The sequence below is a fragment of the Micromonospora sp. NPDC049282 genome (assembly GCF_043197045.1).
GTDB lineage: Bacteria > Actinomycetota > Actinomycetes > Mycobacteriales > Micromonosporaceae > Micromonospora.
This window is the reverse complement of the sequence record NZ_JBICSL010000014.1, coordinates 23,276-42,508: the sequence shown is the minus strand read 5'-3', so window position 1 is coordinate 42,508 and position 19,233 is coordinate 23,276. Positions and strand designations below refer to the sequence as shown.

The window sequence follows — 19,233 nt, the reverse complement described above, 5'->3', positions numbered from 1 at the left end:
CCGGCGCGCCGCGTACGCCCAGGAGCACGGACACGACGCCCCACCCGAGCCGCCCCGTGCCCCGCCCCCCCCCCCCCCCCCCCCCCCCCCCGGGGGCCCCCCCCCCCCCCCCCCCCCCCCCCCCCCCCCCCCGCCCCTCCTAACACGTGGGAAGACGCGCGGCCATGCGCGGTTGCACGTTCCCACGGACATCTCCACGCATCGGCCGATGCAGTTTTTCACAGAGGGCTTCCGACCCTAGCTACCGTTCAGTAACGTCCGGCCCCACAGGAACGCGACCGGTGCCGGATGTGTCGATTGCCGACATGGTGGTCCCGTCGCACCGGCGCCGACGATGGCAGCACCCCTGCCCCCCCGGCGTGGGTGTTGACGAACGGGAGGTCACCGTGCAGGACATCCTTGAAGCGATCATGGCGGCGGAGGGCTCGACGCAGCCGGAGCGGGAACTCGCCGGCCTGGCCGGCCTGCCGGTGCCGGAGAGCTACCGCGGCGTGGTGGTGCGCGCCGAGGACACCCGGATGTTCGACGGCATGGCCACCCGGGACAAGGACCCGCGCAAGGCCCTGCACGTCCAGGAGGTGCCCACCCCCGAGTTGGCTCCGGGCGAGGCCCTGGTCGCCGTGATGGCCAGCGCGATCAACTACAACACGGTGTGGACGAGCATCTTCGAGCCGCTGCCCACGTTCAAGTTCCTCCAGCGCTACGGCCGGCTCTCCGAGCTGACCCGCCGGCACGACCTGCCGTACCACGTGGTGGGCTCGGACGCGGCCGGCGTGGTGCTGCGGACCGGACCCGGGGTGACCCGGTGGAAGGCCGGCGACGAGGTGGTCGCGCACTGCCTGTCGGTCGAGCTGGAGGACGCCGCCGGCCACGACGACACCATGCTCGACCCGCAGCAGCGGATCTGGGGCTTCGAGACCAACTTCGGCGGCCTGGCCGAGCTGGCCGTGGTCAAGGCCAACCAGCTGATGCCGAAGCCGCGCCACCTGAGCTGGGAGGAGGCGGCCAGCCCCGGGCTGGTCAACTCCACCGCCTACCGGCAGCTCGTCTCGCACCACGGCGCGAACATGAAGCAGGGCGACGTGGTGCTGATCTGGGGCGCCTCCGGCGGCCTGGGCGGCTACGCCACCCAGATGGCGCTCAACGGGGGCGCGATCCCGGTCTGCGTGGTCTCCTCGCCGGAGAAGGCCGAGCTGTGCCGGAAGATGGGCGCCGAACTGGTCATCGACCGCACCGCCGAGGGGTTCCGGTTCTGGAAGGACGAACAGACCCAGGACCAGGACGAGTGGCGCCGGTTCGGCGAGCGGATCCGGGAGCTGACCGGCGGCGAGGACCCGGACATCGTGTTCGAGCACCCGGGCCGGGAGACCTTCGGCGCCAGCGTCTACGTCGCCAAGAAGGGCGGCACGATCGTCACCTGCGCCTCCACCAGCGGCTTCCTGCACCAGTACGACAACCGCTACCTCTGGATGCACCTCAAGCGCATCGTGGGCAGCCACTTCGCCAACTACCACGAGGCGTGGCAGGCCAACCGGCTGGTCGCGCTCGGCAGGGTGCACCCGACCGTGTCGAGGACCTACCCGCTGGAGCAGACCGGCCAGGCCGCGTACGAGGTGCACCGCAACGCGCACCAGGGCAAGGTCGGCGTGCGCTGCCTGGCGCCCACCGACGGGCTCGGCGTGCGGGACACCGAGCTGCGGTCCCGGCACGAAAGCGCGATCAACAGGTTTCGCGGACACTGACCGTACGGTGACGCCGGATTGCCTTTTCGGCCGACCGTGACGCCATTCGACCGGCGTGCGGACAGTCGTGCGGACAAAGGGCCGCGGGCACCGACCCGCGGCCCTTTCCCGGCGCCGCCGCCGCGACGCCCGCCGCGCCCGGGACCTGCCAAGATCGCCGATTCGTCCGGTCCCGCCGGTCGTGCGAGTTGACCATGTGAAGAGGACGCGAAAGCTGCCGGCCACTCTTGCGAACCACCCTGGGGCGTCTGCGAGTATGTCCCAATGCCCCAGCAGCAGTCCTCCCCTCTTGCGTTCTTCGATAACGCGAACTCACAGCCCGATTTCACTGTTGGCCTGCGCGGTTACAACACCAACCAGGTCGACGACTTCATCGGCCGGCTGAGCGCCGCACTGAGCCAGTCCGAGCAGGCCCGCGCCGAGGCCGAGCAGCGGATGAACGACGCCCAGCGCCGCCTCCGGCAGGCCGAGCAGCGCCAGGGCGCGCTCGAGCAGAAGCTCACCGAGACCAACAAGCAGCTCGAGGAGAACAGCCGGCCGACCCTCTCCGGCCTGGGCACCCGCGTCGAGCAGATCCTCCGGTTGGCCGAGGAGCAGGCCAACGACCACCGCAACGAGGCCAAGCGCGAGTCGGAGGGCATCCTCTCCGCCGCCCGCCTCGAGGCCCGGGAGATCACCGACAAGGCGCGCGCCGAGGCGGCCGCCATGAAGGCCACCGCCGAGCGCGAGGCCGGCAGCGTCCGCACCGCCGCCGAGCGCGAGGCCGCCGAGGTGCGCGTGCAGGCCCGTCGGGAGGCGGACACCCTGCGCGCCGACGCCGACCGGGAGACCAAGCAGCTGCGTACGGTCACCGCGCACGAGGTGGCCGAGCTGAAGTCGACCGTCGAGCGGGAGGTCGCCACGCTGCGCGCCACCGCCGAGCGGGAGATCACCCAGCAGCGGGCCAAGGCCGGCCGGGAGGCTGAGGAGAAGCGGGCCGAGGCCACCAAGCTGCTCACCGACGCGCGCGACAAGCGCGACAAGGACCTGCAGGCCCTGGAGCTCCAGCTCGCCGAGCGGCGCGAGAAGGCCGAGCGCGAGGAGTCGGCGCGGCACGCCGCCCAGGTCAGCCAGACCCAGAAGATGGTCAACGAGGCCGAGCAGCGGGCCCGGGCCGCCCAGGAGCGGGCGAAGGAGATCGAGCAGCGGGCCGAGGCTCGCCGGGTCGAGTCCGAGCGCACCGCCAACGACACCGTCGACAAGGCCAAGGCGCTGGCCGACAAGACGCTGAACGAGGCCCGGGCCGAGTCGCAGCGGGTGCTCAACGAGGCCCGCACCGAGGCCGAGCTGACCACCCAGGCGGCCCGCCGCGAGGTCGAGGACCTCACCCGCCAGAAGGACGCGGTGACCTCACAGCTCGGGCAGATGCTCTCCGGCTTGGCCGGCATCGTCCCGGGCGTGCCGGCGGCCGGCAACAAGGCCGAGGCGCCGAAGGCCGACGCGGCCGGGCAGAAGGTCACGGCCGAGTCGGCCGGCTGAGCACCACCGCTGACGGGGCATGCGCCGCGGCGCGGAGTGACACCGGGTCACCGGTGCCACTCCGCGCCGTCATGCTTTCCCCGGCCCGTTTCGCCACGAGGGTGAAGTAGGTCCCAGAAGGGGCGTCCGTATCGCCCCCACAGAGCCGGATGCGTGTGAGGATGGGGGCATGTCGCACGGCGAGGAACTGTTCGCGCTCGGCGGGGACGTAACCACGGAACCCAGCTTCGAGTCCGCGCTGCGGGGATATGAGAAACGACAGGTCGACCGCTACGTCGCCCGCGCGGAGCACGAGATCGCGGCGCTGACCACCGAGCGGGAGCAGGCATACACCCAGATCCACAAGCTGGCGGGCCAGGTCGAGGTGTTGCAACGCGACCTCGCCCAGGTGCGCAAGCAGGTGGGCGAGGTCGACCGCGCCTCGTTCCGGCACCTCGGTCCCCGGGTGGAGCAGATCCTCACCATGGCCGAGGAGCAGGCCGACGACATCCTCGTCGCCGCCAACGAGGAGATCGAGGCCCGCCGGGCCGCCGCCGAGCACATCGTCGAGGAGGCCCGGGAGCAGGCCGCGCAGGCCCTCAAGGACTTCGAGATCGCGCTCGCCGCCCGCCGGTCCGAGGAGGAGCGGCACACCGCCGCCCGCAAGGCCGAGGCGGAGGCCACGCTGAAGGCCGCCAAGGACGAGTCCACGAAGCTGCGTACGGCCGCCCAGGACGAGGCCGAGAAGCTGCGCCGGACCGCCCAGGACGCGCTGGCCAAGGCCCAGCAGGAGGCCACCCAGCTGCGGGACACCGCCAAGGAGATCCACTCCCGCGCCCAGCAGGAGGCCGCGCGGCTGCGCGAGTCGGCCAAGGAGGCGCTGGCCAAGGCCCAGCAGGAGGCCAACCAGCTGCGCGAGGCGGCCAAGGAGGTGCACGCCAAGGGCCAGCAGGAGGCCAAGCGGCTCACCGACGCCGCCGCCGAGGCCGGCCGGGCCACCCACGCCAAGGCGCTGGCCGAGGCCAAGAAGATCGTGGACGACGCGGAGGAGGCCGCGAAGGCCACCCGCGGCCGGGCCCGCACCGAGGCCAACCGGCTCACCACCGAGGCCGTCGAGTCCGGCAAGCGCAACCGCGCCGAGGTCGAGGCGTACGTGCAGCGGATGCGCACCGAGACCGAGGCGTACGTGCAGCAGTCCCGCGCCCAGACCCAGCAGGAACTGGGCGCCTGGCGGGCCGGGGTCGAGAAGGAGGTGGCCGGGCAGCGGGAGAAGGCGGAGAAGGAGCTGGCCCAGCGTCGCGCCGCCGCCGAGCAGGAGTTCGCCAAGCGCCGCGACGAGTTGGACAAGCAACACACCACTCGGCACGAGGAGCTGGAGCAGGCGTACGCGACCCGGCGCGACGAGATCGAGCGGAACGCCGCGAGCATCCGGCAGGCCGCCGAGTCCGACGCGCTCACCATGCGGCAACAGGCCGAGCTGGAGGCCGCCGAACTGCTGCGCCGGGCCGAGGCGGGCGCCACCGAGCAGCGCCGCAAGGCCGACGAGCACGTCGCGGCCTCGCGCCGCCAGTTCGAGGAGTACGCGGCCACGACCCAGCAGCACCTGGCCACCACCCAGCAGCACCTCGCCGCCACCCAGCAGGAGGTGGCCGCCGGCCGACAGCAGCTCGCCCAGGTGATGCTGGAGATCGCCAAGGCGCAGCAGGAGCTGGCCGACCTGCGCACCGAGACGTGGAGGTCCCGGCAGGAGTCCGACGACCTGGAGAGCCGGCTCACGGCGCTGCGCCGGGACGCCGACTCGGCCGGCATCGCGGCCACCCCGGTCGACCCCGGTGACCTGGCCACCTCCGTCAACGGCGCGACTAAGGGCACCGCCGCGGTGACGGCCCACGGCGCCGGGCCGGAGAAGGGTGGGAACCGGTCGACAGGCGAGCCGGCGGAGGCCGGGCAGGCGAAGCCGATCGCCGAGCCCGTGACGACGATGGACTCGGCCGTCGGCGCGGGCGTCGACGGTGAGCCCACCGTGGCCGCCGTGCCGGGCGAGGGTGGCCGGGGCGCCACCCCCACGAAGATCACCAGTACCGGTGAGAACGGCAAGCGCCCGACCAAGCCCACCACCGACGAGCGCAGCGCCAAGCCCAGCACGGTCACCGTCGACAAGGACTGACCCGAGAGATCCACACCAGCTCGGTGGAACGGCGGTGTTCCGTGCGCCGGGACCTCACCACCTCCCCGTACTGGCGCCGATGTGTGGTGGAGGGGATGGTCGCCGCGCGCGGCGACGGCTAACCTGCGGGCAGAGGATCGCACCGGCAGGCGCGGTCCGTCACGAGGTCGCTCCGAGGTGCCGGTCGGAGCAGCGGGGAGTCGGGGAGGCGCGGGTGTCGCAGGAGGGATCCGCCGCCCCGGACGACGACCCGTTCGGGACGCTGCGCCCGGCCTCCGAACCCGACGACCCGCAACGCGCGCCGGCGACCCCGGGCGAAGCCGCCGCACCGGGCGACACTCCCGCCCGACGACCAGGCCGCCTCGACGCCACCGCCGACAACCCCGCCCGACGACCAGGCCGCCTCGACGCCACCGCCGACAACCCCGCCCGACGACCAGGCCCCGAGGCCACCGGCGACGCGCCCGCCGGTCGGCCGGGACCCGAGGCCACCGGCGACGCGCCCGCCGGTCGGCCGGGACCCGGCGACCGGACCGCCCGGGTCGACAGTGCCGTCAGCGAGATCGAGCCGGGCGAGTTCGAGCCGTCCGGGCGCTTCGGCCTGCCCGGGCGGCCGCTGCGGCGCAACAGCTTCCTGGTCGGGTTCACCGGCGCGCTCGGCGTGCTGCTGGCGTACGCGGTCTTCCTGGGCGTCCGGAACTCGGCCGGCATCCTGGTGCTGGTGGTGATCGCGCTCTTCCTGGCGGTCGGCCTGCATCCGGCGGTGGTCCGGCTGCGCCGCTGGGGGCTGCCGCACGGGTTGGCCGTGGCGGTGGTGACGCTTACCGTGCTGCTGCTGATCGTCGGCGGGCTGCTGGCGCTGGTGCCCCCGGTGGTGACCCAGTCCGGGCAGTTCGTCCAGCAGCTACCCGGCTACGTCGAGGATCTGCGCCGCAATCCCACCGTCAACGATCTCGTGGTGCGGTACGACGTGATGGAGCGGGTCCGGTCGGCGGCGAACGCCGACACGGTCGGCCGGGCGCTCGGCGGCGTGCTCGGGGGGGCGCAACTGATCTTCGGCACGATCTTCCGGGTGCTGACCGTGCTGGTGCTGACGATCTACTTCCTGGCCTACTTCGACAAGCTGCGCAGCCTCGGGTACGCGCTGGTGCCGCACTCGCGCCGGGAGCGGGTGCGGCTGATCGGCGACGAGATCCTGACCCGGGTCGGCGCGTACATGGTCGGCGCGCTGGCCATCGCGGTGCTGGCCGGGACGAGCACGTTCGTGTTCGCGATGGTGGTCGGCCTGCCGTACCCGTTCGCCCTGGCCGTGGTGGTGGCGGTGACCGACCTGATCCCGCAGATCGGCGCGACCCTGGGCGCGGTGGTGGTGACCCTGGTCGGCCTCGCCACCGACCTGCCGGTGGGCATCGCCTGCCTGGTGTTCTTCGTGGTCTACCAGCAGGTGGAGAACTACCTGATCTACCCGAAGATCATGCGCCGGGCGGTGTCGGTAAACGAGGTGGCCGCGCTGCTCGCCGCGCTGCTCGGGGTGTCGCTGCTGGGCGTGGTGGGTGCGCTGATCGCCATCCCCACGGTGGCCGCGTTGCAGTTGATCCTGCGCGAGGTGGTGCTGCCGCGGCAGGACGCGCGCTGAGACGCTACTCGGCGCTGCGCTGCGCGGGCCCGGGGACCGGGGTGTCGGCGAACGCGGCGACCGTGCGGTCGGCGTACGAGCTGACGTCGCCCGTCTCCATCGGGCCGTCCCAGGTGGTCGGCAGCGGCAGTGGCACGGCCGGGGCGATCCGCCGGACGATCTCGTCGAGCACCGTCTCCGCGTCGCCGACCCAGAGGTGCTTGCCGCCGGGCACGCCGACCACCTCGGCCTGCGGCACGGCGGCGAAGCGCTGCCGTGCCTCGTCGGGGCGCAGGTAGTCGTCGAACTCCGGTACCAGAGCGGTCAGCGGACGGCCCGACTCGGCCCAGACCGCGAGGTCCTCCGGGGCGGAGAAGCGCAACGGCGGGGAGAGCAGGATCGCGCCGACCACCGCCGGGTCGCAGCCGTGCTTCAGCACCAGGTCGGTGCCGAACGACCAGCCCACCAGCCAGATGTTCGGCAGCTCGTGGAAATCGGCGTACTCGATCGCGGCGGCCACGTCGAACCGCTCGCCGACGGCGTTGTCGAACGCCCCCTCGCTGGTGCCCCGGACGCTGCTGGTGCCCCGGGTGTTGAACCGGAGCACGGCCAGGTCGGCCAGCGCGGGCAGCCGCCAGGCCGCCTTGCGGAACACGTGGCTGTCCATCATCCCGCCGTGGGTGGGCAGCGGGTGCAGGCAGATCAACGTGCCGACCGGCTCGCGTTCCAGCGGCCGGGCCAGCTCGCCGACAAGCGTCAGCCCGTCGGCGGTGTGCAGCTCGATGTCCTCCCGGCGGCCGGGCAGGATCGACGACGCGCGGATCGGAGTGCTCACCGTGCCAGTCTCCCGCGTCGCCGGCCGCGCCGCCCGCCGGGGCGGGAACCGGGTGATCCAGATCGCTCAGCCGTGGCGGGGGGCGCCCCGACCGCGCTGGAGGTTCGGGGCGCGGCGGTCCCGGGCCCGCCAGCAACCGCTGTGCCAGTGCCGGCGGTCGGTCAGGTCACCCCGGTCGTCGGCCGGCCAGGCCACCAGGTGCGGCACTCCCGGACGGATCTCCTGGTCACAGCCGGGACAACGGTACGTCTTGGCGGACGCGCCGCCGCTGATCCCGCGTACCTGCCAGTCGCCGTCGCGCCACTGCTGCACGGTCGGCACGCCGTGCCGGGCTCGTTCGGCGTCCAGGCCGGTGTCTTCTTCCCGGCGGGGCCGATTGCGACGGGGACTCACGATCCCCAGCCTACGGCTCACCTCCGAGCGATCTTGGTACGGGCGCGCCCCTCCGGGGGCGGTTCCGTACCAGGATCCCGCGGGTGGTGGCCGGTCAGGGCCAGGTCTTCGGGTCGGTCGGATGCTCCGCCAGGCGCGCTCCGGCCAGCACCGCCGCCGCCTCGGCCTCGGAAAAACCCTTGTCGAACCCGCCGAAGGTGGCGATCAGGTGTGCCTTCGGGATGCCGAGCAGCTCCAACTCGGTGGCGTCCGGGCTGAGGTAAGCGGGGCGGCCGGCGACGGTCCGGTTGCCGGCGTCGCGGCTCCCGGCTATCCCGCCGGCGTAGTCGAAGCGCACTCGCATGGTCGCGTTCGTCCCCCGCGCCACCGAGAGGTACACGTTCACCCCGCCGGGGAACGAGGAGACGTCGACGCCGCAGCTCACCACCGTCGCCGCCGGCGGCAGGGTGGTGAGCCGCATCGGACCGGCGCATCGCCGGGCCTCGTCCCACCGCACCGCCTCGACGGCCCGGCGCAGCGCGTCCCGGTCCGTGCCGGGCGTGCTCGCCCGCGCGTACAGTCCGGCCACCGGCCGCCACGAGAGGATCATCCCGCCCCCCGTGCCGTCGACCTGGCGGAAGCTGCCGTCGAACGGCAACGGCTCCGCCCCGGCGTCGAAGCTGAACCCCTCGACGCCGCCCTGGCTCAGCAGGTCGCGGGAGCGACTCACCTCGACCAGGACGGGTCGCCCGCCGCCCACGGTGAAGCGGATGGACTCGACGTCGTCCCGCCGGGCCGACCAGCCCAGGTACCGGGCCTGCGCCGGATCGACGGCGAAGTGCAGCACCTGCGGATCGGTGGCGACCCGGGCCGGCTCGGTGGCCGCGCCAGGCACCCCGTCGGCGAGCGGCGGGACCGGGGGCGGCGTCACCCCCGGCGTGGTGGCGGCCCAGGGCATCCGCCCGGCCAGCCCGCCCACGTCCCCCCGGACCGCGCCGACGAAGCCGAGCACGCCGACCAGGGCGAGCGCGGTCCCGGCGGAGACCCGGCGGCGGGCCTGTCGGCGCCGGCCGAGCGCGCGGGAGCCGCGCAGCAGGCGGCGGGCGTCGATCTCCCCGTCGGCGCGCTCCCGCAGCACCGAGGCGATCCGCTGGTCGAGGTCGGTCACGGCCGGCTCCCCTTGGTCGTCGGGACGCCGCAGCGCTCCCGGAGGTGGGTGAGCGCCCGCATCGCGTGGGTGCGGACGGTGACCGGGGAGCAGTCGAGGATCTGGGCGATCGTGTGGTCGTCCAGGTCCTCGTAGTAGCGCAGCACGAGCACGGCACGCTGGCGGTCGGGCAGGGCGCGGATCAGCCGCCACATCTCGTCCCGGTCGGCCGCCTCGCCGTCGAGGTCGCCCCGCTGGGGCCGCTCGGCGAACGTGTCCACCGCCAGCTCGCGGCTGGAGCGCCGCCGCCACCAGGAGTTGTTGGCGTTGACAAGCATCCGGCGCACGTACACGTCGGGCCGGTCTGCCCGGGCGATCCGCCGCCAGTGCACGTACGCGCGGGCCAGCACGTCCTGGGTCAGGTCCTCGGCGCGGTGCGCGTCGCCGGTCAGCAGCCGGGCCAGGCGCAACAGGGCCGGGCCCCGGCTGCCGACGTACTCCTCGAAGGTCACACCCTCATGACGCCGTCACCGGCGCTGGCCGTTGACTCCGCTCAGCGGTTGGTGTGGTCGCGGAACCCGCGGCCGCTCTTGCGGCCCAGGTAGCCGGCGGTGACCAGGTGCTCCAGCAGCGGCGCCGGGGCGAAGCCGGGCTCACGCAGTTCCAGGTAGAGCTCCCGCTGGATGGCCAGCGAGACGTCCAGGCCGACCACGTCGAGCAGCTCGAACGGGCCCATCGGGTAGCCGCAGCCGAGCTTCATCGCGTAGTCGATGTCGTCGGCGGTGGAGTAGCTGGCCTCCAGCATCTTCACCGCGTCGTTCAGGTAGGGGAAGAGCAGCGCGTTGACGATGAAGCCGGACCGGTCGCCGCAGACCACGCCGGTCTTGCCCATCGCCGCGCAGACCGCGCGGGCGGTGGCCGACGTCTCGGCGGAGGTGCGGATGGTCCGGACCACCTCCACCAGCGGCATGATCGGCGCCGGGTTGAAGAAGTGCAGGCCGATCACGTCGGCCGGCCGCTGGGTCGCCATCGCCACGTCGATCACCGGCAGCGACGAGGTGGTGGTGGCGAGCACCACGCCCGGCTTGCAGATCTCGTCCAGGCTGGCGAACAGCGCCTTCTTGACGCTCAGCTCCTCGACCACGGCCTCGACCACCAGGTCGACGTCGGCGAGGTGCTCCAGCGTGGCGGACCAGGTGATCCGGCCCATCGCGGCGTCCCGGTCGGCCTCGGCGAGCTTGCCCCGGACCACGCCCTTGTTGAGCGAGGTCTTGACCGCCTCGCAGACCTTGGCGGACTTCTCCGCGCCCCGGGTCACCGAGACGATCTCGTAGCCGGCCTTGGCGAAGACCTCGATGATGCCGGTGGCCATGGTGCCCGACCCGACGACACCCACCTTCGCGACCGCCCGGGCGCCGTCGGCGAGCGCGGCGTCCGCGGCCACCGGCGTGTGCTCGTCGGGTACGACCTTCGGCGAGCCCGGTCGCTCGTAGGTGTAGAAGCCGCGCCCGGACTTCCGGCCGAGCAGCCCGGCGGTGACCATCTGCTTGAGCAGCGGGGCCGGGGCGTGCCGGCGGTCCCGGCCGCCGCGCCGGTACATCGTGTCGAGGATCTCGTACGCGGTGTCCAGGCCGATCAGGTCCATCAGCGCCAGCGGGCCCATCGGCAGGCCGCAGCCGAGCTTCATGGCGGCGTCGATGTCCTCGCGGGTGGCGTAGCGGGCCTCGAACATGCCGACCGCGTGGTTCAGGTAGCCGAAGAGCAGCGCGTTGGCGATGAAACCGGCCCGGTCGCTGATGGTCACGTCGACCTTGCCGAGCCGCTCGCAGAGCGCCTCCACGTCGGCCACCACCTCGGCGGAGGTGACCACGGTGCGGACCACCTCGACCAGTTTCATCACCGGTGCCGGGTTGAAGAAGTGGATGCCGATGACCTGGTTCGGCCGGGTGGTGGCGACGGAGATCTCGGTGACGCTCAGCGACGACGTGTTGGTGGCGAGGATGGTCTCGGGCTTGCAGACCCGGTCCAGCTCGGCGAAGATCCGCTGCTTCAGGTCCAGGTGCTCGGGCACCGCCTCGATCACCAGGTCCACGTCGTGCAGGGCGTCCAGCCCGACCCGGAAGTCGACCCGCGACATCAGCGCGTCCCGGTCCGCCTCGGCGAGCTTGCCCTTGGCCACGGCACGGTCGGTGGAGCTGGTCAGCGTGGCCCGGCCCCGCTCCAGCGCGGCATCGGAGATCTCCACGGCGGTCACGTCGAGCCCGTTGCGGGCGAACACCTCGACGATGCCGGCACCCATGGTGCCCAGACCCACCACACCCACCCTGGTGAACTCGCGCGCCACGACCGGCCTCCCTCGGTTGACTCCGCCGTTGCCGACTTGAACGGACGCTAAGGTTATGCGCCGGAGTCTGCCACGTGACGCTGTGTTGTCGAGACGCCGTGGGATATTTCACGCACTCCGCCTCAGGCGGACGCGACCACCCCGGCGAGCGCCAGCAGTTCGGCGACGAACTCGGCCGGCCGCTCCAGGTGCGGGCTGTGCCCGCAGCCCGGCAGCGCCACCTCCCGGTAGGCTCCGCCGGCCGCCGCGTACCGGTCCAGCACCGCGCGGGTCTGGCCGACCATCGGCTGCGGCGGGCACTCGTCCGCGCCGGGCCAGCCGGGCACGATCCCGAGCTGACCGAGGTACGCCAGGTCGAACAGCGAGGTGTCCGAGACGATCACGTCGGCGTCGCCGCGTACCCAGGTCACCGGCGGCTTGACCGGCACGGCGACCAGCTCGTCGGCGAGCCGGAAGTGGGCCGGGGCCAGCGCGTTGAGCACGCCGCGCCGCCCGGCGGCGGTCCCCGGCCAGTGGGCCGAGCCGACCGCGGTGCCGGGATAGTTGTCGTCCCCGGTGACGGTGGTCAGCATGCTCTCCAGCAGCAGGTCCTCGTGGTCGCCGAGCGACGCCGGGTCGGCCACGTAGGCGGCGCGCAGGACGTTGCGCGGGCTGGTGGGGCCGTCGGCGCCCCGGTCACCGCCGGCGAGCCGGGCCACGAAGTCGGGGTTGGCGCCGCCCGCCCCGGTGCCGGCGAAGTCGGGCGTGGTGGGGGTGCCGTCGAGGTCCCGGGTGCCACCGAAGCCGTACGGCGAGACCGGCGCCGCCAGCAGCAGCCCGGCCACCCGTTCCGGACGGTCGACCAGCAGCCGCATCGCCACCCCGCCGCCGAGCGAGTGGCCGACCACCACCGGCCGGACGCCGGGCGCGAACAGCCCGGGTGCGTCGAGCAGGGCGGCCACGTCGTCGGCGAAGTCACCGAGCCCTCGGGTGGCGTCGACCGGGGCGGTGTCGGTCTCGCCGTATCCGCGCAGGTCGGGCGCGATCACCCGGAGCGTCTCGGGCAGCCGGGGCAGCAGCGGCTCCCAGAACGCCGACGACGAGACGTTGCCGTGCACCAGCAGCACCGGCACGCCGTCGGACGGGCCGGCCACCCGGACCGCCTGGGTGATGCCGTTCGCCTGAACCGTCTGCCGCACGCTCCGCATCCGCGCATGCTGCCACACCACCGACCCCGAAACCACGTGCCCAACCCCCACACCCACCCCCCGCGCGCTCTGTTTCACGGAATGCGTGGCTGTCCGGCCCCGGATGGCCACGCATTCCGTGAAAGCGGGCGTGGTGGGTGGTGGTGGGTGGGTCAGCCGGCGTCGACCGGCTGCGCCTCGCGCGACTCGATCGGCTGCCGCGGCGCCGGAACGGGCAGCGGCAGCGTGGGCCGCTGGTCGCGGCGCGGCCGGCCGAAGCTCATCCCGACCGGGTCGGTGCGGGCCACGCCCGGGTCGTAGAGGCGCAGGTCGGTGCGGCCGAGTCGGACCACGTCCCCGTCGGAGATCGGCACGCTGCCGGTGATCCGCGTGTCGTTGAGCCAGGTGCCGTTGGTGGAGCCGAGATCGGTGAGCAGCACCCCTTCCGGGGTGGCCTGGACGCTCGCGTGCCGGCGGCTCAGGTGTGGATCGGCGAGCACGACATCGGCGTTCGGCGCCCGGCCGATCACCTGCACGCCCCGTCCGACCCGGAAACTGAGCCCTCGCATCGCCCCACCCGACACCGTCAGCAACGGCATCAGCTCAGGATGCTCCTCCATGGACAGTCGACCTCCACCCCACATCGCCCCGCGGCGTCAGCCTGCCATCTCACCGTAGTGGCTCCCACCGCCGCGCGGTCATCACCGCGACCCCGGGTGGTCATCTCCCGTTCGCCGTTCGGACGGCCGGGAAGGGCGTGTTCGGCCATTAACTTGTGTCAATGTGATGACTGTCGGTACGGGCAGCGTGCGGGCCCCGCGGCACCTACCGGTGAGTAATATTCGGGTCTAGACTGCGGCCATGACCGCCGTGCATGTCCCCGGGACCCCGCTCATCTCCGACGGCCGACTGGTGTCGACCAGCCCGGCGACCGGCGCTGAGGCGGGCCGGCTCCCGGTGGCGGCGGAGGCGGACGTGCGTGCCGCCGTCGACCGGGCCCGCGCCGCCGCCGACTGGTGGGCCGGGCTCGGCTTCACCGGCCGGCGGGACCGGCTCCTGCGTTGGCGCGGCGTGCTCGCCCGGCGCATCGAGGAACTGGCCGAGCTGATGCACACCGAGGGCGGCAAGCCGGTCGGCGACGCCGTGGTCGAGATCCTCACCGCGCTGGAGCACATCGACTGGGCCGCGCGCAACGCCCGGCGGGTGCTCGGTCCCCGGCGGGTCCGCTCCCGGCTGATCCTCGCCGAGTTCACCGGCCACCTGGAATACCAGCCGTACGGGGTGGTCGGGGTGATCGGCCCGTGGAACTACCCGGTCTTCACCCCGATCGGCTCCGCCGCCTACGCGCTGGCCGCCGGCAACGCGGTGGTGTTCAAGCCCAGCGAGTACACCCCGGCCGTGGGCCAGTGGCTGGTCGACCGGTTCGCCGAGGTGGTGCCGGAGCAGCCGGTGTTCCAGGCGGTGCACGGTCTGGGCGACGTCGGCGCCGCGCTGTGCCGCTCCGGGGTGGCGAAGGTGGCCTTCACCGGCTCGACCGCCACCGCCAGGAAGGTGATGGCGGCCTGCGCCGAGACGCTCACCCCGGTGCTGCTGGAGGCCGGCGGCAAGGACGCGATGATCGTCGACACGGACGCCGACCTGGACGCCGCGGCCGAGGCGGCCGTGTGGGGCGGCCTGACCAACGCCGGCCAGACCTGCATCGGCATCGAACGGGTCTACGCGGTCGACCAGGTCTTCGACGCGTTCGTCGACAGGGTGGTGGCGAAGGCCGGCCGGCTGACCGTGGGCGCCGAGGGGGCGGATCTCGGCCCGATCACCATGCCGTCCCAGATCGACGTCATCCGCCGGCACATCGACGACGCGATCGCCCGGGGCGGCCGGGCGGTGCTCGGCGGCCCGGAGGCGGTCCAGCCTCCGTACGTGCACCCGACCGTGCTGGTCGACGTGCCGGAGGACTCGGCCGCCGTACGCGAGGAGACCTTCGGCCCGACGCTTACCGTCAGCCGGGTCCGGGACGTCGACGAGGCCGTCGAACGCGCCAACGCGCTGCCGTACGGGCTCGGCGGTTCGGTCTTCGGCCGGGCGCGGGCGGTGGCCGTGGCGCGGCGGCTGCGCTCCGGGATGGCCTCGGTCAACTCGGCGCTGACCTTCGCCGGCATGTCGACGCTGCCGTTCGGCGGCACCGGCGAGTCCGGCTTCGGCCGGATCCACGGCGAGGACGGGCTGCGCGAGTTCGGCCGCGCCAAGGCGGTCACCCGCCGCCGGGCGCGCTCGCTGCTGCCGTCGATGACGTTCGAGCGCACCCCGGCCGACGTCGCCCGCCTGGTCAAGGTGGCCAAGCTGATGTACGGCCGGGGCCGCTAGAACAGCGTCAGCTCGTCGCGCTCGATCCCGCGCAGCCTGTCGTAGTCGACCACCACGCAGCGGATGCCGCGGTCGGCGGCGAGCACCCGCGCCTGCGGCTTGATCTCCTGCGCCGCGAAGACGCCGGTGACCGGCGCGAGCAGCGGGTCGCGGTTCATCAGCTCCAGGTAGCGGGTGAGCTGCTCCACCCCGTCGATCTCGCCGCGCCGCTTCACCTCGACCGCGACCGCGCCCGCGTTGGCGTCGCGGCAGAGCAGGTCGACCGGGCCGATCGCGGTCATGTACTCGCGCCGGACCAGCGTGTAGCCCTCCCCCAGCGTCCCCGGGTTGGCGGCGAGCAGCTCCTGCAGGTGCGCCTCGACGCCGTCCTTGCGCAGGCCGGGATCGACCCCCAGCTCGTACGAGGTGTCCTGGAAGATCTCCTCCAGGGTGATGCGCAGCTCCTCGCCGGCCTTGTTGACCACCCGCCACACGCCGGGCGCCTCCTCCAGCCGGCACGGCGGGCTCATCCAGTTCAACGGCTTGTAGGCCCGGTCGTCGGCGTGGATCGACACCGAGCCGTCCGCCTTCACCATGAGCAGCCGGGTGGCCGGCGGCAGGTGAGCCGAGAGTCGTCCGACGTAGTCCACCGAGCACTTCGCAATGACCAACCGCACCCGACGAGGGTAGCCGAGTCCTCGGCCGGCGCCGACGAGCGCCACTGGCGCACCGGTGCCATATTGAGATCGTGCTCGAAGTCCTCACCGGTTCCGGTCTCGCCGCCTCGGCGGGCCTCAACGCCTACATCCCGCTGATGCTGATGGGCCTGCTGGCCCGCTACACCAACCTGATCGAGCTGCCGAGCAGCTGGCAGTGGCTCGGCAACGGCTGGGTGCTGCTGATCCTCGCCGTCCTGCTGGCGGTCGAGGTGGTGGCCGACAAGGTGCCGGTGGTCGACCACGTCAACGACATGGTGCAGACCGTGGTCCGGCCGACCGCGGGCGGTCTGGCCTTCGGCGCCGGGTCCGGTTCGGAGACGGTGACGGTCAGCGACCCCGACACGTTCTTCTCCACCCACCAGTGGGTGCCGGTGGTCGTCGGCGTGCTCATCGCGCTCGGCGTGCACCTGCTCAAGGCCGCCGCCCGACCGATCGTCAACGCGACCACGGCCGGCTTCGGCGCGCCGGTGGCGAGCACCGCCGAGGACGCCACCAGCGTGATCATGTCGGTGGTGGCGATCCTGCTGCCGGTGCTGGTGCTGGTGTTCGCGGTCGGCCTGGTGGCGTTCGTGGTCTGGCTGTTCCGCCGCCGCAGGGACCGACGTCGGGAACGCGCCGCGGCCCGCGCGGCCGGCTTCCGCGTCTGACCGGCGCCACTCGTGGCGGGCACCGCCGAAGATCCACTCCAGGTCGCCGAAGTGGCGGGGTCGACGCCGGAGCGATGCCGCCACCTCGCCGAGGTGGAGTGGATCTTTCGCGCTGGGCGCCGCTCAGCGACTGCGGTAGGTCATGCAGTCGGCCATGTCCATGTCCGGGCCGACGGTGATGGCGGGGGCGCGGCACTCCAGGTCGGTGTTGTGCTGGCAGTCGGACCGCGAACACGCGCCGACCTGGGCGATCAACTGCTCGATGCCACCGCGGACCGGCATGTCCACATAGGTGTGGCAGTGGGCGTGGTCGCTGCTGCCGATCGTGATGGCGAACGCGTGGCAGTCGTTCGTGTGGTTGTAGGCGCAGGACCGGACGGCGCACTCCTGGACCCGGGGCATCTCCATCGACGCGGTCATCATTCCCGCCTTCCTTGGGTGTCTCATCCCAACTTTAGGCATTTGCGCACCACCTCGCGGGCAATGCCCGAAACGCGGCGTCAGGATCGCCGTGGCGTCGCGTTAAGAGGGGCCCCCGCCTCTACCGGATGCGTTAATAGGGGGCCCCGCCTTACATCCGTTCGCGGATGACGGTGACCAGCTCGTCGATGATGCCGGTGAGCGCGAAGTCCTTCGGCGTGAACACCCGGGCCACCCCGGCGGCCCGCAACGCCTCGGCGTCGGCGGGCGGGATGATGCCGCCCACCACCACCGGCAGGTCGGCTCGCCCGGCCGCGCGCAGCCCGTCCAGCACCGCCGGCACGGCGGCCAGGTGCGAGCCGGAGAGCACGGAGAGGCCGACCAGGTCGACGTCCTCCTCCACCGCGGCGGCCACGATCTGCCCGGCGGTCAGCCGGATGCCCTGGTAGATCACCTCGAAGCCGGCGTCGCGGGCGCGGACCGCGATCTGCTCGGCGCCGTTGGAGTGCCCGTCCAGCCCCGGCTTGCCGACCAGCAGGCGCAGCCGGCCACTGCCCAGCTCACGGGCGGTGGCGGCGACCCGTTCCCGGACCGCCGCGAGACTCGGGTCGCCGCCGGACCCGGTCGCCCCGGACAGCCCGGTCGGCGCCCGGTACTCGCCGAAGACCCGGCGCAGCGCACCGGCCCACTCCCCGGTGGTCACGCCGGCGGCCACGCACGCAAGCGTCGCCGGCATCAGGTTCGTCGTGGTGGCGGCGTCCGCGCGCAGCCGGTCCAGCGCGGCGTCGACGGCCGCCGCGTCCCGGCCGGCCCGCCATTCGCGTACGCCGGCCGCGGCCTCCGCCTCGACCGCGGGGTCGACCTGCTCGATCGCCTCGGCGCCGGCCGCGGTCAGCGGGGACGGCTCGGTCTCGGTGAACCGGTTGACGCCGATCACCACGTCGGCGCCGGACTCGATCCGCCGGCGCCGGTCGGCGAGCGAGGCGACAAGCGCGCTCTTGAGGTAGCCGGACTCCACGGCGGTCACCACGCCGCCCATCTCCAACACCTTGTCCAGCTCGACCCGGGCCCCGGCCACGATCTCGTCGACAAGCGCGGTCATCACGTGCGAGCCGTCGAACAGGTCGGGATATTCGAGCAGGTCCGACTCGTACGCCAGCACCTGCTGCATGCGCAGCGACCACTGCTGGTCCCACGGCCGGGGCAGGCCGAGCGCCTCGTTCCAGGCGGGCAGTTGCACGGCCCGGGCCCGGGCGTCCCGGGAGAGCGTGACGCCGAGCATCTCCAGCACGATCCGCTGGATGTTGTTCTCCGGCTGCGCCTCGGTCAGCCCCAGCGAGTTGACCTGGACGCCGTAGCGGAACCGGCGCTGCTTCGCCTCCGTCACGCCGTAGCGGTCGCGGGTGATCTCGTCCCAGAGCGCGCCGAACGCGCGCATCTTGGCGATCTCCTCGACGAAGCGCACCCCGGCGTTGACGAAGAAGGAGATCCGCTGGACCACGTCGCCCATCCGCTCGGCCGGCACCTGCCCGGAGTCGCGCACGGTGTCCAGCACGGCGACGGCGGTGGCGAGCGCGAACCCGACCTCCTGCACCGGCGTCGCACCGGCCTCCTGGAGGTGGTAGGAGCAGATGTTGACCGGGTTCCACCGCGGCATCTCCCGCAGCGTGTACGCGACGACGTCGGCGGTCAGCCGCAGCGACGCGGCCGGCGGGAAGATGTGGGTCCCCCGGGACAGGTACTCCTTGATGATGTCGTTCTGCGTGGTGCCGGCGCAGCGGCGCAGCTCGGCGCCCTGCTCGGTGGCGGCGGTGCCGTAGAGCGCGAGCATCCACATGGCCGGCGCGTTGATGGTCATCGAGGTGTTCATCTCGGCCAGCGGGATGCCGTCGACAAGGGCGCGCATGTCGCCGAGGTGCGCCACCGGCACGCCGACCCGGCCCACCTCGCCGGCGGCCAACTCGTGGTCGGGGTCGTACCCGGTCTGGGTGGGCAGGTCGAACGCGACCGACAGCCCGGTCTGGCCCTTCGCCAGGTTGCGGCGGTAGAGCGCGTTGGAGGCCGCGGCGGAGGAGTGCCCGGCGTACGTGCGCATCACCCACGGGCGGTCCCGCTCCGGCAGGCGTCCCGGCATCGCGTGGTCCATGGCCGGAGTCTAAGTTACCGTTCAGTAAAAGAGGCTGTGCAAAACCACACAGTTGGATGTCCGCGCCGGTGGG

16 protein-coding genes are annotated in these 19,233 nt (G+C 73.0%); 6 read left to right on the top strand and 10 right to left on the bottom strand.

What is annotated here, in order from left to right; all coding sequences use genetic code 11:
- The first annotated feature begins 386 nt into the window (after positions 1–386).
- The 4 genes from ccrA (at position 387) to ACGFI2_RS21810 (ending at position 7,042) form a co-directional block, all read left to right on the top strand.
- The gene (gene ccrA, locus ACGFI2_RS21825) at positions 387–1,742 is read left to right on the top strand and encodes a crotonyl-CoA carboxylase/reductase (RefSeq protein ID WP_393519985.1); all 1,356 of its coding nucleotides are present in this window, start codon (positions 387–389) and stop codon (positions 1,740–1,742) included.
- Positions 1,743–2,006: 264 nt separating this feature from the next.
- Complete coding sequence (locus tag ACGFI2_RS21820; protein WP_393519982.1) at positions 2,007–3,260, top strand: DivIVA domain-containing protein; 1,254 nt, start codon at positions 2,007–2,009, stop codon at positions 3,258–3,260.
- Positions 3,261–3,429: 169 nt separating this feature from the next.
- The gene (locus ACGFI2_RS21815; RefSeq protein WP_393519979.1) at positions 3,430–5,406 is read left to right on the top strand and encodes a hypothetical protein; all 1,977 of its coding nucleotides are present in this window, start codon (positions 3,430–3,432) and stop codon (positions 5,404–5,406) included.
- 562 nt (positions 5,407–5,968) lie between these two features.
- Entirely contained in the window at positions 5,969–7,042 is a 1,074-nt protein-coding gene (locus ACGFI2_RS21810; RefSeq protein ID WP_393520342.1) for an AI-2E family transporter, read from the top strand.
- A 4-nt stretch (positions 7,043–7,046) separates the two neighbouring features.
- Here ACGFI2_RS21810 and ACGFI2_RS21805 read toward each other — a convergent pair whose 3' ends face one another.
- The 7 genes from ACGFI2_RS21805 to ACGFI2_RS21775 all read right to left on the bottom strand — a co-directional run bounded on the left by ACGFI2_RS21805 (position 7,047) and on the right by ACGFI2_RS21775 (position 13,505).
- Positions 7,047–7,856, bottom strand: a complete 810-nt coding sequence (locus ACGFI2_RS21805) for an alpha/beta hydrolase (protein WP_393519976.1) — start codon at positions 7,854–7,856, stop codon at positions 7,047–7,049.
- Between the two features lie 66 nt (positions 7,857–7,922).
- A complete protein-coding gene (locus ACGFI2_RS21800) occupies positions 7,923–8,249 on the bottom strand; it encodes a hypothetical protein (protein ID WP_393519973.1) in 327 nt (108 codons plus the stop codon).
- Positions 8,250–8,343: 94 nt separating this feature from the next.
- Positions 8,344–9,396 carry a hypothetical protein gene (locus tag ACGFI2_RS21795; RefSeq protein ID WP_393519970.1) on the bottom strand — a complete coding sequence of 351 codons (1,053 nt, stop codon included), beginning with the start codon at positions 9,394–9,396 and terminating at the stop codon, positions 8,344–8,346.
- Positions 9,393–9,887: a SigE family RNA polymerase sigma factor gene (locus tag ACGFI2_RS21790; RefSeq protein ID WP_393519967.1), complete on the bottom strand. Its 495-nt coding sequence runs from the start codon at positions 9,885–9,887 to the stop codon at positions 9,393–9,395. The genes ACGFI2_RS21795 and ACGFI2_RS21790 overlap by 4 nt, the downstream gene beginning before the upstream one ends.
- A 41-nt stretch (positions 9,888–9,928) precedes the next feature.
- Positions 9,929–11,719, bottom strand: coding sequence for a 3-hydroxyacyl-CoA dehydrogenase family protein (locus ACGFI2_RS21785; RefSeq protein WP_393519964.1), 1,791 nt, complete (start codon positions 11,717–11,719; stop codon positions 9,929–9,931).
- A 122-nt stretch (positions 11,720–11,841) separates the two neighbouring features.
- Positions 11,842–12,906: an alpha/beta fold hydrolase gene (locus ACGFI2_RS21780; protein WP_393519961.1), complete on the bottom strand. Its 1,065-nt coding sequence runs from the start codon at positions 12,904–12,906 to the stop codon at positions 11,842–11,844.
- A 152-nt stretch (positions 12,907–13,058) separates the two neighbouring features.
- Entirely contained in the window at positions 13,059–13,505 is a 447-nt protein-coding gene (locus ACGFI2_RS21775; RefSeq protein WP_393519958.1) for an FHA domain-containing protein, read from the bottom strand.
- Positions 13,506–13,746: 241 nt separating this feature from the next.
- Here ACGFI2_RS21775 and ACGFI2_RS21770 point away from each other — a divergent pair, with 241 nt between their 5' ends.
- Positions 13,747–15,249: an aldehyde dehydrogenase family protein gene (locus ACGFI2_RS21770; RefSeq protein WP_393519955.1), complete on the top strand. Its 1,503-nt coding sequence runs from the start codon at positions 13,747–13,749 to the stop codon at positions 15,247–15,249.
- Here the strand turns inward: ACGFI2_RS21770 and nucS are convergent.
- Positions 15,246–15,905: an endonuclease NucS gene (nucS, locus tag ACGFI2_RS21765; RefSeq protein ID WP_393519952.1), complete on the bottom strand. Its 660-nt coding sequence runs from the start codon at positions 15,903–15,905 to the stop codon at positions 15,246–15,248. The genes ACGFI2_RS21770 and nucS overlap by 4 nt on opposite strands.
- Positions 15,906–15,976: 71 nt before the next feature.
- Here nucS and ACGFI2_RS21760 point away from each other — a divergent pair, with 71 nt between their 5' ends.
- Entirely contained in the window at positions 15,977–16,594 is a 618-nt protein-coding gene (locus tag ACGFI2_RS21760; RefSeq protein ID WP_393519949.1) for a DUF4126 domain-containing protein, read from the top strand.
- Between the two features lie 123 nt (positions 16,595–16,717).
- Here ACGFI2_RS21760 and ACGFI2_RS21755 read toward each other — a convergent pair whose 3' ends face one another.
- Both ACGFI2_RS21755 and ACGFI2_RS21750 read right to left on the bottom strand, forming a co-directional pair.
- The gene (locus ACGFI2_RS21755; RefSeq protein WP_393519946.1) at positions 16,718–17,014 is read right to left on the bottom strand and encodes a DUF1540 domain-containing protein; all 297 of its coding nucleotides are present in this window, start codon (positions 17,012–17,014) and stop codon (positions 16,718–16,720) included.
- Between the two features lie 151 nt (positions 17,015–17,165).
- Complete coding sequence (locus ACGFI2_RS21750) at positions 17,166–19,160, bottom strand: protein meaA (protein ID WP_393519943.1); 1,995 nt, start codon at positions 19,158–19,160, stop codon at positions 17,166–17,168.
- Positions 19,161–19,233 lie beyond the last annotated feature (73 nt).

Bases quoted from the DNA above. Each gene is read 5' to 3' on its own strand.
- ACGFI2_RS21820 (WP_393519982.1), top strand. From the start codon at position 2,007: ATGCCCCAGCAGCAGTCCTCCCCTCTTGCGTTCTTCGATAACGCGAAC.
- ACGFI2_RS21815 (WP_393519979.1), top strand. From the start codon at position 3,430: ATGTCGCACGGCGAGGAACTGTTCGCGCTCGGCGGGGACGTAACCACG.
- ACGFI2_RS21780 (WP_393519961.1), bottom strand. From the start codon at position 12,906: ATGCGGAGCGTGCGGCAGACGGTTCAGGCGAACGGCATCACCCAGGCG.
- ACGFI2_RS21775 (WP_393519958.1), bottom strand. From the start codon at position 13,505: ATGGAGGAGCATCCTGAGCTGATGCCGTTGCTGACGGTGTCGGGTGGG.
- ACGFI2_RS21770 (WP_393519955.1), top strand. From the start codon at position 13,747: ATGACCGCCGTGCATGTCCCCGGGACCCCGCTCATCTCCGACGGCCGA.
- ACGFI2_RS21755 (WP_393519946.1), bottom strand. From the start codon at position 17,014: ATGACCGCGTCGATGGAGATGCCCCGGGTCCAGGAGTGCGCCGTCCGG.
- ACGFI2_RS21750 (WP_393519943.1), bottom strand. From the start codon at position 19,160: ATGGACCACGCGATGCCGGGACGCCTGCCGGAGCGGGACCGCCCGTGG.